Here is a 12156-nt window from a genome sequence, read left to right as displayed (position 1 = left end):
GTTTCGCCCTTTTCGAGAAGCTGCTTATCGGCAGTGTGAGATAAAACACGGGCACCGTAGCCGCCTTTGGGACAATGCACAACGGGCCAGGTAGAGGCTTCGAATTGAAAGTGAAACATAGGCATTCGCTATTGAATCGCAACCCTTTCCGCGGGTGGACTATCCTCCGAACATGCCCCACATTCCGACTGTCGCTCGGCTGCGCCCCTACGCATCGACGATCTTCGCCGAGATGACCGAACTCGCCGTTCGCCACGGCGCCGTCAATCTCGGGCAGGGCTTCCCGGACACCGACGGGCCGGCCGGAATGCTGCAGGTCGCACAGCAGGCGATTGCCGACGGCTTCAACCAATACCCGCCCGGCCGTGGCGTTCCCGCGCTGCGGCAGGCCATCGCCGCCGACCGCGCCCGCCGCTACGGCACCGAGTACGACCCCGATACCCAGGTGCTCGTCACGGTCGGCGCCACCGAGGCCATTGCCGCCACCGTGCTCGGCCTGGTCGAGCCGGGTGACGAGGTGGTGCTCATCGAGCCGTACTACGACTCGTACGCGGCAGCCGTCGCGCTGGCCGGGGCGCAGCGGCGCACCGCCCGCCTCGTTCCCGACGGCGACGGTTTCGCCCTCGACCTGGACAGTCTGCGCGCGGCCATCACCCCCGGAACCCGTCTGCTGCTGGTGAATTCACCGCACAATCCGACCGGCACCGTGCTGTCGCGCGCCGATCTGGCCGCCATCGCCGGGATCGCCATCGAACACGATCTGCTGGTCATGTCCGACGAGGCCTACGAGCACCTCACCTTCGACGGCCACGAGCACATCAGCATCTCCACACTCCCCGGCATGTTCGAGCGCACCATTGTGATCTCCAGCGCCGCAAAGACTTTCAGTGTCACCGGCTGGAAGATCGGCTGGGCCTGCGCCCCCGCGCCGCTGCTGGACGCCGTGCTCGCCGCGAAGCAGTTCCTCACCTTCGTGGGCGGCGGCCCCTTCCAGCCCGCCATCGCCTACGCCCTGAACAATGAGCAGCAGTGGATCTCGGCCCTGCGCGACACCCTCTCGGAGAAGCGCCTGCGCCTCTCCGCGGCGCTCGCCGAAGCCGGATTCGGCGTGAAGCGCAGTGACGGCACCTATTTCGTCTGCGCCGACATCACCCCGCTCGGCGCGACCGACGCCTACGACTTCTGCCGCGAACTCCCCGAACGCCTCGGCGTAGCCGCAGTGCCCGTCAGCGTCTTCGCCGACGACAAGCCCTCCTGGAACCGCCTGGTCCGCTTCACCTTCTGCAAAAAGGAGGAAACCATCGCCGAGGGCATCCGCCGCCTCCGCGCGGGGAAGACCGCCGCCTCGCGCTAGCGCGCCGCCGAGGAGTGCGCCTATGGCCCAGCAGGGCGGGCAGGCGTGTCGGCCTCGTCGTGAGCGGGTCCCCGGAGGGCCCCTCCGCGTCCCGGCGTGAGCAACCCTCGTCGTCTCGGCGCGCTTTGGCCGGGATCTACGTCGATGGGTGGATCCCGGCCGAAGCATGCCGGGATTGCAGGGCGGGGCGTGCCGAGATGACGGATGGGCATGACAGGGCAGGCGTGCCGGGATGACGGGGTGGGCTGCTGGGAGCGGGCCAGTGGGTGCTCAGTGGACCGCGACAGGGGCGGGGCGGTCGCGGAGGATCGGGGGATGATCGGAATGGCGGCGGTGCTGGGGGTTGCGGCGGCGGCGTTGGGGATGGTGCTGACGCCCGGGCCGAACATGATGTATCTGGTGTCGCGCACCGTTTCGCAGGGGCGGCGAGCCGGGTTTGTGTCGTTGACCGGAGTGGCGGCTGGGTTCGCGGTGTATTTGGCGGCGGCCACGGCGGGGATCACGGCCGTGTTCGGGATGGTGCCTGCGCTGTATCTGGCGCTGAAGCTGGCGGGTGCGGGGTATCTGGCCTGGCTGGCGTGGAAGACGGTGCGGCCGGGCGGGGTGTCGGCGTTCGCGCCCGAGGCGCTGCCGGTCGATCCGGCGCGGCGGCTGTTCGCCATGGGGTTCGTGACCAATCTGCTCAATCCCAAGATCGCCATCATGTACATGGCGCTCATTCCGCAGTTCGTCGTGCCGGAACACGGCCGGGTGTGGCTGCAGAGCCTCGGCCTGGGGGCGGTGCAGATCGCCGTGGCGCTGACCGTGAACTCGCTCATTGTGGTGAGTGCGGGTGCGGTGGCCGGTTTCCTTGCGGGACGGCCACTCTGGCTGCGCGCGCAACGCCTCGTCACCGGGACGGTGCTGGGTGCGATGGCGGCTCTGGTCGCCACCGACCGCGCCCGGCCGCTACCTGTGTGACCGCCCTACTGCCTGCGTGAGTGCCGTGCTGCGTGAGTGCGTGTGTCCGAGCGGCGGTCCTAGCCGAGCGGCGTCGCCGAGCGGCTCAGGACCGCAATGAGCCGGGGTAGAGGAACTCATCGGCCGGGCGATCGGTGCGATCGAGCCAGGCGCCGAAGAATCCGTCCAGGTTCACCGGCGTGCGGGACTGCACGAACTGCCGGAACTCCGGCATGGAGGCATTGCCGTACCGATGCGCTCCGGCAAAATCGTGCACGGCCGCGAAGAACGCAGCCTCACCCATGGTGCGGCGCAGCGCGTGCAGGAATAGCGGCCCGCGGTAGTAGACCGAGGTGAATTCGTTTCCGGCGCCGGGGTTTTGCAGCGCGATCTCCCAGAACTTGGGATTGTCGTGGTATTTGGTGACGGTCTCGCGGTACTGCGCGTCGACATCCTTGCCGTCCTTGCGCTCCGGCCACAGATAGTCGGCGGTGTAGCTGGCGAAGCATTCGTTCAGGCAGACATCGGACCAGTGCTGCACCGACATGGAGTCGCCCCACCACTGATGGGCGATCTCGTGCACCACGGTCCCCAGATCGGTCCAGGGCGCGTAGATGGGCCGCGATTGCGTCTCCAGCGAGAACTGCAGATCGGTATCCACATAGATGCCGCCCGCGGTATCGAACGGATACGGCCCGTACAGCTGCTCCTCGAAATCCAGAATCTCCGGCAGCCGCTGCTCGATTCCCTTGGCCTGCAGCGCATCGGGTGCGAAGGCGCTCAGCAGCGGAGTGCCGCCGGCGGTGCGCTGTTCCAGGAATTCGAACCGGTCGATGGCGATGGTGGTCAGATAGCCCGCGACCGGCTGCCGCATCTCCCAATCCACGGTCCGATTCCCGCCCTGCACCACATCGTGGGTCTTCACCCCGTTCGACATGACCTCCCACTCCGCGGGCACCGTCGCGTGCAGCGCGAAAGTCGCCTTGTTCGAAGGCGTGTCGTTGAGCGGATACCAGCTGCTCGCCGAATGTGGTTCGCCCGCAACAAAAGCCCCGCCGCTGGGGGAGAACACCCAGCCCGCGCCATCGGTTCCGGTGACCGCGCCCGCGTACTCCACCTGGACCGCGAAGGGCAGCCCGGGCAGCAGCGGCAGCATGGGCGTCACCACGAGTTCGTGCTCGTCGGTGCGATCGAACCCGGCGGGCAGGCCGTTGACCGTCACCTTCGACACCTGCGGCCCGCTGTAGTCGAGGTCGAATGTGTGCATGGCCTGGGTGGCCACCGCGTCCACCCGGGTCGAGCCCGTCAGCTGATGCCCGGCCGGGTTGTACCCGACGGTGACGTCGTAGTGCTCGGCGCGGTATCCGCCATTGCCGTCCAGCGGATAGTAGGGATCACCGGCCCCGGGCGCCCCCGCGAACGGATCGCCGGTATCCGCCTGCACCGGAGCCGTATTCGTCACCGTCACCAGCGCCGCACCCAGCACCGTGTACCGCACCCACCTGAGCCTCATGCGCTGCGTGACCCCTTTTTTCGACGTCCACCCCCGACCAGCAGAGATGCTAGTCGCCGCCGTGGTCAGCCACTGGTGCCCGACACGGCAACGGTGGCGCCCAGCCCGATGATCATCACCCCGCCCGCCGCGCCTAGGTTCTCCAGCCGCTTGGGGGAGCGGCCGAACCAGTCCCGCGCCAACCCGGCGGCGAGCGCCCAGGTGCTGTCGGAGACCAGCGCGATGGCCACGAAGATGAGGCCCAGAATCAGGATCTGCAACGGCACCCGGCCGGCGGACGGGGATACGAACTGCGGCAGCACCGCGGAGAAGAAGATGATGGCCTTCGGATTGCTGACGCCCACCAGGAAGGCCTGGCGCAGCAGCCGCACGCCCTGCGCCGGTTCGGCCCGCGACTCCCAGGCCTCGCGCAGCGACCGCCGCTCCCGAATCGCCTGTACCCCCAGGTAGATCAGGTATACCGCACCCGCCAGCTTCACCACGGTGAGCGCGATGGCCGAGGCCGCTACCACCGCCCCGAGTCCGGCCGCCACCAGCACCAGCATCGCCAGCACACCCAGGGAATGCCCCAGCACCGAGAGCAGTGCCGCTCGCCGCCCCGAACTGAGTGCGCGCCCGATGACGAAAAGTACACCGGGCCCGGGGATTACGATCAGAATGGTGCCGGCGACCAAAAACGCCAGCAGATTAGCGCCGGGGATCATCGACTCAGTCTACGCAGCGCCGCAAGGGATTTCGTGGAAATGGGGACGAGCAGACCGTCGGCTAACCGCGTAGCTCGTCCGGAAGCTGTTGCGGATCCAGCAGCAGCCGTTTGGCGTCCACATCCCGCACCTTGTCCGCCAGATCCAGATTGTCGGTGAGCAATTCCCACTCGACCTCGCGAATCTCGCCGCGAGCCCGCTCGATGACATTGAGATCGCGTGTTCCCCAGGCAATCGGCATGGCGCTCACCGACTGCCACAGATCGCCGACCGATCCGGGTGCGCGATCGATGCGCACGGTCACCGCGGGGACGCGCTCACCCACGCGAATGCGATGCCCGGGCAGCGCGCGCACGGTGCGGGTGACCAGGGCGTAGCGCGGGCCGTCGGTATTCGGCTTGGCCAGATCCACCAGCGCCAGCAGGGTGGCGCCCGGACCATCGGTCTCGGACACCACCGCGGGCACGAGTTCGCCTGCCGCGTAAAGCTTGTCGACACGGGCGCGATGCGGCGTCCACAGGCCGATGAACAGTGAGGTGGCCGCCCCGAGGACAAAGGCCACCGCCAGCAGATACGACCACGGATGGTTCACCCAGACCAGGAAGGCGGTGCCCAGGCCCAGCACGATGGCCGCGCCGATCCCGAGCACGCGCAACCGCCGCAACTGGGCGACGACTTCGTTGACCGCCCGGGCATGCTCACGGTCCACCGCGAATTCGAAGCGTCGCACGTGCGTTCTCTCCCACCTACCGGAGGTTATTCCTCCAGTTATCCTAACGTCGGCCCCAGCAGGTCGTCTGCATCGGTGATGCGATAGGCATACCCCTGCTCCGCCAGGAAACGCTGCCGGTGCGCGGCGTATTCGGCGTCCAGCGTGTCACGCGCGACCACGGAATAGAAGTGAGCCTGGCCGCCATCGTGTTTCGGCCGCAGCAGGCGCCCGAGCCGCTGCGCCTCCTCCTGCCGGGAACCGAAGGTGCCCGAAACCTGGACGGCCACAGACGCTTCCGGTAGGTCGATGGAGAAGTTGGCCACCTTGCTGACCACCAGCACCGGAATCTCCCCCTGCCGGAAGGCCTCGAACAGCGCCTCGCGCTCCTTGGTCCGGGTGGAGCCCTGGATGATCGGTGCGTTCAGGTGTTCGCCCAGCTCGTCCAGCTGATCCAGGTACGCGCCGATGACCAGCGTCGGGGAACCCCTGTGTTGAGCCAGAATCGATTCCACCACCGGAATCTTGGTGCGCGCGGTGGAGCACAGCTTGTAGCGCTCCTCCGGTTCGGCGGTGGCGTACGCCATCCGCTCGGCATCGGTGAGCGTCACCCGCACCTCGACACAGTCGGCCGGAGCGATCCAGCCCTGCGCCTCGATGTCCTTCCACGGGGCGTCGTAGCGCTTGGGACCTATGAGCGAGAACACATCTCCCTCGCGCCCGTCCTCGCGCACCAGGGTGGCCGTGAGGCCGAGCCGGCGACGCGATTGCAGATCCGCCGTCATGCGGAAGACCGGCGCGGGCAGCAGATGCACCTCGTCGTAGATGACCAGACCCCAGTCGCGGCTGTCGAACAGCTCCAGATGCCGGTATTCACCCTTCGTCTTGCGGGTGACCACCTGATACGTGGCAATGGTGACCGGCCGGATCTCCTTGCGCTCGCCCGAGTACTCGCCGATCTCGTCCTCGGTGAGCGAGGTGCGGGCCAGCAGCTCGCGCCGCCATTGCCGCCCGGCGACGGTATTGGTGACCAGAATCAGGGTGGTGGCCTTGGCTTTTGCCATGGCGGCCGCGCCGACCATGGTCTTGCCCGCGCCACACGGCAGCACGACCACGCCGGAGCCGCCCGCCCAGAACGAGTCGACGGCCATTTCCTGGTAGTCGCGCAGATGCCAGTGCCCGCCCTCGTAATCCAGGTCGATGGCGTGCGCCTCGCCGTCCACATAACCGGCCAGGTCCTCGGCGGGCCAGCCGATCTTCAGCAGCATCTGCTTGATCCGCCCGCGCTCGGACGGATGCACCACCACGGTGTCGTCATCGACGCGCGCGCCCAGCATGGGAGCGATCTTCTTGTGCCGGAGCACCTCCTCGAGCACCGCCCGATCCAGGCTCACCAGGGTCAGGCCGTGTACCGGGCTCTTCACCAGCTGCAGCCGCCCATAGCGGCCCATGGTGTCGACAATGTCCACCAGCAGCGGCTGCGGCACGGCGTACCGGGAGTACTTGACCAGGGCGTCGACCACCTGCTCGGCGTCATGACCGGCCGCGCGGGCGTTCCACAGTGCCAGCGGAGTGATGCGGTAGGTGTGCACATGCTCCGGTGCGCGCTCCAGCTCCGCGAACGGCGCGATGGACTGCCGGGCCGCGTTCGCGGCCTCGTGATCGACCTCGAGCAGCAGTGTCTTGTCGCTTTGAACGATGAGCGGTCCGTCGGTCACGGCACCTCCTGGCTTGTCGGGCCCGATCGGGCCGTTGTCCATTGTCCCTGATGGCACCGACAGTGCTGCGGCCGCCAATTCCGTGAAAACGGTCAAGCCCCGAGTTCCGGTGGCTACGATCACTCGAACTTGGGCATCTGTCCAACTATTTCTTGTTATTCCGAAAGCTGAATCAGAGGTGCCGATGCGCAGGGGAGTACGGGGCAGACAATGGACCGCGAGCCTGGTGGCCGTGGCGCTGGGAGGCGCGCTGCTGGTCACGACGCCGAGCGCGCAGGCCGCGCCGATCGACTCGATACACACCGACGGCACCGCGTTCGTCGATGATTCCGGGCGCGTCGTGGTGCTGCACGGCGTGAACAATGTGGACAAGGAGCCGCCCTATATCGAACCGGGGGACGGGTTCACCCTCACCGCCGACGATGCGGCGCTGCTGGCGGGGCACGGCTTCGATACCGTGCGGCTCGGCGTCTCCTTCGATGGGCTCATGCCTACCAGGGGTGTGGTCGACACCGCGTATCTGGACCGGGTCGCGGGTGTGGTGGATACGTTGGCGCAGTACGGGATTCACACCCTGCTGGACAATCACCAGGACGGCCTCTCGAAGATCTGGGGCGGCAACGGTTTTCCCGAATGGGCGCTGCAATCGCGGCCCGGTCCGCTGGAGCCGAGCCTCGGCTTCCCGCTCTACTACCTCGAACCCAGCATGAACAAGGGCTGGGATGAGGTGTGGAACAACAGCAATGGCGTTCTCGACTATCTGGGCCAGGCGCTAGGCGCACTGGCCGCCCGGGTGGACGGCCATGCCGGCGTGCTCGGCTTCGAGCTGCTGAACGAACCGTGGCCCGGTTCGGCTTTCCTGTCCTGCTATCCCAACGGCTGCCCGGGCTTCGACGTGAAATACCAAGCGGCCATGCAGAAGCTGACCGATGCGGTGCGGGCGCGCAATACCGGGACCATGGTGTTCTGGGAGCCCAATGTGACCTGGAACGAAACCATGCCGACCGATCTCGGCGAGAACCCGCCGATCACCGCGCCCGACATCGCCTTCGCGCCGCACGATTACTGCATTCCCAGTCAGCTCGCCATCTATCTGAATCTGCCGGCCTTCCTGAAGGGTCTGTGCCCGCCGCAGCAGGACAAGACCTGGGGCAATATCGACTCCTTCACCGCGCGTACGCATTTGCCCACCCTGGTCACCGAATTCGGCGACGGCGACCCGGCGGTGCTGAGCAATACCGTGTCGCGGGCCGATGACCGGTTCATCAGCTGGCAGTACTGGCATTACTCCTCCAGTTTCGGCGCGGGCGGTCCGCGACCGGATCCCTTCCTCGGCCCGATCGGGCAGCAATTGGTCCGTACCTATCCGCAGGCCACCGCGGGCACGCCCGGGCGGATGATCTTCGATCCGGCCACCGGCGATTTCGCCTACCGGTACACCCCGCGCCCCGGGCCGAAGCCGACCGAGATCTATGTCTCCGATGTGCATTACCCGGGCGGATATCAGGCCCGGGTGGACGGTGGCACCATTACGTCACCGCCGGGTGCGCGCGTGGTGACGGTGGAGGCGAATTCGTCATTGCCGGTCACCGTTCATATCAATCGGCCCGGTTCGAAGGGCGCCACCGTGCCCACCGGTCCGATCAGCACCGGTTCCGCCGGTTCGGGTTCCTCGGGGCTGTCGTCGGATTCGGGTTCGGGATCGGGCTCGTCGGGTTCCGGATCGGGGACGGGGTCCGGCGGATCAGGATCAGTGGGATGACGCCGCGATTTATCCACCGGAGTGTGTAACGATCCATGGGTGTCTCACGACACCTGACGAGGCGCGAGCACCTGGACATGCGCCCAAATCGAGAGGGAATCATGGCGTTTTACGGAATCGGGCTGTTCACCAGCCTCCTCCCCAGCATTCTCAACTACTCGCTGCTGGCCATGCGCGGCCTGCATATGTACTGATACCCGCTTACCTCTTGAAAGCCCGCTGCGCTGATGCGGCCGCCGCGGGCCCAAAGGTATCCTCACCGCGTTCACGGCAGCCGTGAACTGTTCGGTGAGAAAGGTTTTCACAGGTGAAGTTCACAGGGACGAGACCGCTGCTGCGCCTCGTACTGGCTCTCATGGCCCTGGCCGTGGCCGCACTGGCCGTGACCGGGTGTTCGATGATCAAGGACGCCAGCAAGTCCGATACCGCCAAATCCAAGGTCGGCGACTGTATCAACGTGATCTCGGGGTCGATGGTGGACTCCAAGACCGAGCCGGTCGACTGCTCCTCCGATAAAGCCGTCTACAAGGTCGCACAGGTCTACGACAAGAAGACCGACTGCAAAGACGAGCAGACCTCCTATGAGGAGACCCAGAACGGCGGCACCACCGCCTTTCTGTGCCTGACGCCCAACTTCAAAGAGGGCGCCTGCTACAACGAAAGCTCCACCACCGGATACAAAGCCGTGGACTGCACCGCGCCCGAAGCCTCTTTCAAGGTGACCAAGCGCATCGACGGTCAGGCCGATGAATTCCAGTGCGATGCGAGCACCTCGATCGGATTCCGGACCGTTTCGGATCCGAAGACCACGTTCTGCCTGGGAAATCCCAAGGGTTAAAACAACTCTCGAATCCCGGCAGTTCGCTAGTCGACCAGTGCGACCGTCGCGATCCGGTGCAGTGTGAAGTGCCGGATCGCGCCGGTGACCGGATCCAGCGCGTCCAGCTGACCGCCGCCCACCTTCAGGGGTTCGATCACCCGCTGTGAGGCCACCCCGGAGGCGTCCACATAGCCGATGTGTACCGAACGCCTTGTACGCGCGGCCAATTGGAGCAGATTGATGGTGGCGGTGGTGGTGGTCCGGCTGCCGTCGGAGCGGACCGTCTGACTGGAGCGGGTATGCGCGGCACGCTCGCCCGCGCGTAGTTCCGAGACCAAAGCCTGAAGTTGTTCCGGGCTGGGCGGATTCGGCCGCCAACTGGGTTTGTGATTATTGCGGGACGCGATGCGGGCGCCGCGCGGCCGCAGATCCACGATCGCACCCGACGAATCCTCGCCCGCCGGACTGAAACCCGCGGCCCGCAGCTTCTCCAGTACCTCGCCGAGCGGGGCCTGGGAAATCGCGACCGTCGGCGCCACCGCCCGTAGCGCCAGCAGACCCGAGACCGGTGCGGCCAGCACCTCCGCCAGCAGGGCCGGATCCTCGCTGCGCACAAAGGATTGCGCCATGCCCGCCCGCAAACGGCCGTGGCGGCGGGCCACATCGTCGATGAGATAGGTCAGCGACTGCGGCACCGGCGTGCGCGAGTGCGCGGTGAACAGATTGTGCAGTTCCGCGGCCGTCGCACCCGCGTCCAGGGCGCGGCGCACCGAGGTATCGCTGAGGCGGTACACCGTTGCGGCGCCGGCCGATTCGACATCGGCGACCAGCGATACCCGATCCTGCAGTTCGGGTGTCAGCGGTCCGGGCGCGATGATCGTCAGATCCGCCTGCACCAGTACGTGATCCACCGGTTCCGGCAGGGCCGCCGCCATCTCCGATTCGGCGTCCTCCGGGCGGCCGTGCAGCAGCGCCCGGCCCGCGGACGTCACCGCACCGCGCGCCACCAGTCCCAGCGTCTCCGCCTCGGCGAGCGTGCGTTCCACCGATTCCAGCCGGTAGTGCCGCCGCCAGCGCGGCTGCCGCCAGGCCAGGGCGCGGCCCAGATCCGGGGCCGTCACCGCATTGCCGGCCGGATACTCGGCCAGCAGGCCCAGGATGGCGCGGCGGTCGCGAATGGCGTGCACATTGCGCAGCTCCGCCGAAAGTGCCGCCAGCGGTTTGTCATTGGCGTCACGCAGCCCGATCATCCACGGGAAGCGGTCCAGATCCAGCCAGGCCTGGGCCAGCACCACCCAGCGGCGCGACGGGACCACGGCCAGCCAGGCGTCGGTGGTGGTGGTGGGCGCCCAGAAATCCTCGGTGCCGTCATCGGCGAGCGGTTCGGGGGAACCCTTGTCCAGCAGCCGGGCCGCCGCGAGCACCTCCGCGATCAGGCCGATCCGGGCCTCGTCGATACCGGTCTGCTTGACGATCCGGCGGATCTCCCGCACACCCAGCCCACCCGAGCGCAAGGCGGGCGCGGGCGCCTGGCCGAGGACATCGAGCACGGAAGCGCTGTGCCGCAGCAGTTCTCCGACCTCACCCGCCGCCGCGGCATTCACATCGGTGGTGCCCTGCTTGCGCAGCGCCGGCTGCGGGGCGGTCAGCACATGCGGATCGGTGACCGGCTCATCGCGCAGCAGCTGGCCGACGGAGATCGGCAGATCCACCGTCTCCTCGTCGATCCAGTTCAGCAGTCGCAGCGCCAGCAGCCGTTGCACCGGACGATCCTCCGGCGTGCCGGGCGCCGCATCGCGGGTGCGGCCGCGCGGGCCGGTGGCGGCCAGCTTGTCCAGCAGGCCCCGCTCCTGCGGCGAGAGTCCGATGAGGGCGGCGGTGATCTCGGGTTCGGTGAGCGCGTCCGGCAGTTCGGTGGCGCTGCCCAGCGGCCACGGCAGCGCCTCCTGGGCGGAGGGCGTCAGATGCAGGCCCGCGTCGGAACCCCAGACGAGGGCGCGGCCGAGTAGTCGGGCCACCGACGCGTCGAGGGCGGCGGCGGGCACCCGATCGCCGAGCAGGGTGCGGAGTTTCGCGCGCGGCAATGGATTCGGGCTGCGCTGATCGGCGGCGCCCTGCAGTACCAGGGTTTCGATGACCGCGAAATCGAGCGTGTCCAACTCGTCGGTGGCACGCAGCACCGAGGCGCGCTGTTCGGTCCGGGCGGCCAGCACGGCCATCGAAGCGGGCAGCGGCACAGCCAGATCCGGCCGCAGCTGCAGCAGCGCCACGAGTTCGGTGTCGGTGTGGGCGGCCAGCCATTCGGCGAGCGTCGCCGGGGGCGCGGCCTTCACGGCCCGGCTCTTGCGCGGCTTCGCCGTGGTGCTGGTGCGCGGCTTCGCCGTGGTGCCGGTGCGCGGCTTCGCCGCGGAGTCGGTGCCCAGCGTCGCCGCGGCGTCGCCGGGCGCGGTCTCGGACGCCTTTGCGGCAGCGCCGTTCTCGGCGGGATTGGCGGTATCGGTCACTTCACCCGATCCAGGCGGACGACGGCGGCGCGTGCGCGGCGGCAAAGGCCGCGAGCACGGCGAGAGGGCGGTGCGAGGCGCGGTGCAGCAGCCGCCGCCGCGACCGGAGTCGCATGCACGGCGGCCGCCGGAA

The 12156-nt window shown here is 67.7% G+C and carries 9 protein-coding genes; 4 read left to right on the top strand and 5 right to left on the bottom strand.

Translation table 11 applies throughout. The features are described from left to right. Positions 1–172: 172 nt before the first annotated feature. A complete protein-coding gene (locus tag OG716_RS28205) occupies positions 173–1354 on the top strand; it encodes a pyridoxal phosphate-dependent aminotransferase (RefSeq protein ID WP_405133643.1) in 1182 nt (393 codons plus the stop codon). A 315-nt stretch (positions 1355–1669) separates the two neighbouring features. Further along, entirely contained in the window at positions 1670–2314 is a 645-nt protein-coding gene (locus tag OG716_RS28200; RefSeq protein WP_405133642.1) for a LysE family translocator, read from the top strand. Between the two features lie 85 nt (positions 2315–2399). Here the strand turns inward: OG716_RS28200 and OG716_RS28195 are convergent, their stop codons facing one another. The 4 genes from OG716_RS28195 to OG716_RS28180 all read right to left on the bottom strand — a co-directional run bounded on the left by OG716_RS28195 (position 2400) and on the right by OG716_RS28180 (position 6937). After that, complete coding sequence (locus OG716_RS28195; protein ID WP_405133641.1) at positions 2400–3806, bottom strand: M1 family metallopeptidase; 1407 nt, start codon at positions 3804–3806, stop codon at positions 2400–2402. A 65-nt stretch (positions 3807–3871) separates the two neighbouring features. Continuing rightward, positions 3872–4510, bottom strand: a complete 639-nt coding sequence (locus tag OG716_RS28190) for a LysE family translocator (protein WP_405133640.1) — start codon at positions 4508–4510, stop codon at positions 3872–3874. Positions 4511–4571: 61 nt separating this feature from the next. Continuing rightward, positions 4572–5240 carry a DUF3239 domain-containing protein gene (locus OG716_RS28185; protein ID WP_405133639.1) on the bottom strand — a complete coding sequence of 223 codons (669 nt, stop codon included), beginning with the start codon at positions 5238–5240 and terminating at the stop codon, positions 4572–4574. A 38-nt stretch (positions 5241–5278) separates the two neighbouring features. Further along, positions 5279–6937 (bottom strand): DNA repair helicase XPB, encoded by a 1659-nt coding sequence (locus OG716_RS28180; protein ID WP_327143536.1) that lies wholly within the window; start codon positions 6935–6937, stop codon positions 5279–5281. Between the two features lie 184 nt (positions 6938–7121). On the opposite strand from OG716_RS28180, the gene OG716_RS28175 reads away from it, so the two are divergent. Next, entirely contained in the window at positions 7122–8699 is a 1578-nt protein-coding gene (locus OG716_RS28175; protein ID WP_405133638.1) for a cellulase family glycosylhydrolase, read from the top strand. 307 nt (positions 8700–9006) lie between these two features. Continuing rightward, entirely contained in the window at positions 9007–9537 is a 531-nt protein-coding gene (locus tag OG716_RS28170) for a hypothetical protein (protein ID WP_355124151.1), read from the top strand. 26 nt (positions 9538–9563) lie between these two features. Here the strand turns inward: OG716_RS28170 and OG716_RS28165 are convergent, their stop codons facing one another. After that, a complete protein-coding gene (locus OG716_RS28165; protein WP_405139953.1) occupies positions 9564–11852 on the bottom strand; it encodes a helicase-associated domain-containing protein in 2289 nt (762 codons plus the stop codon). Positions 11853–12156: the final 304 nt, after the last annotated feature.

The sequence above is a fragment of the Nocardia sp. NBC_01388 genome, assembly GCF_045040085.1.
Taxonomy (GTDB): Bacteria; Actinomycetota; Actinomycetes; order Mycobacteriales; family Mycobacteriaceae; genus Nocardia.
This window is presented reverse-complemented; position numbering and strand designations above follow the sequence as displayed.

Bases quoted from the DNA above. Each gene is read 5' to 3' on its own strand.
- OG716_RS28205 (WP_405133643.1), top strand. From the start codon at position 173: ATGCCCCACATTCCGACTGTCGCTCGGCTGCGCCCCTACGCATCGACG.
- OG716_RS28200 (WP_405133642.1), top strand. From the start codon at position 1,670: ATGATCGGAATGGCGGCGGTGCTGGGGGTTGCGGCGGCGGCGTTGGGG.
- OG716_RS28195 (WP_405133641.1), bottom strand. From the start codon at position 3,806: ATGAGGCTCAGGTGGGTGCGGTACACGGTGCTGGGTGCGGCGCTGGTG.
- OG716_RS28190 (WP_405133640.1), bottom strand. From the start codon at position 4,510: ATGATCCCCGGCGCTAATCTGCTGGCGTTTTTGGTCGCCGGCACCATT.
- OG716_RS28175 (WP_405133638.1), top strand. From the start codon at position 7,122: ATGCGCAGGGGAGTACGGGGCAGACAATGGACCGCGAGCCTGGTGGCC.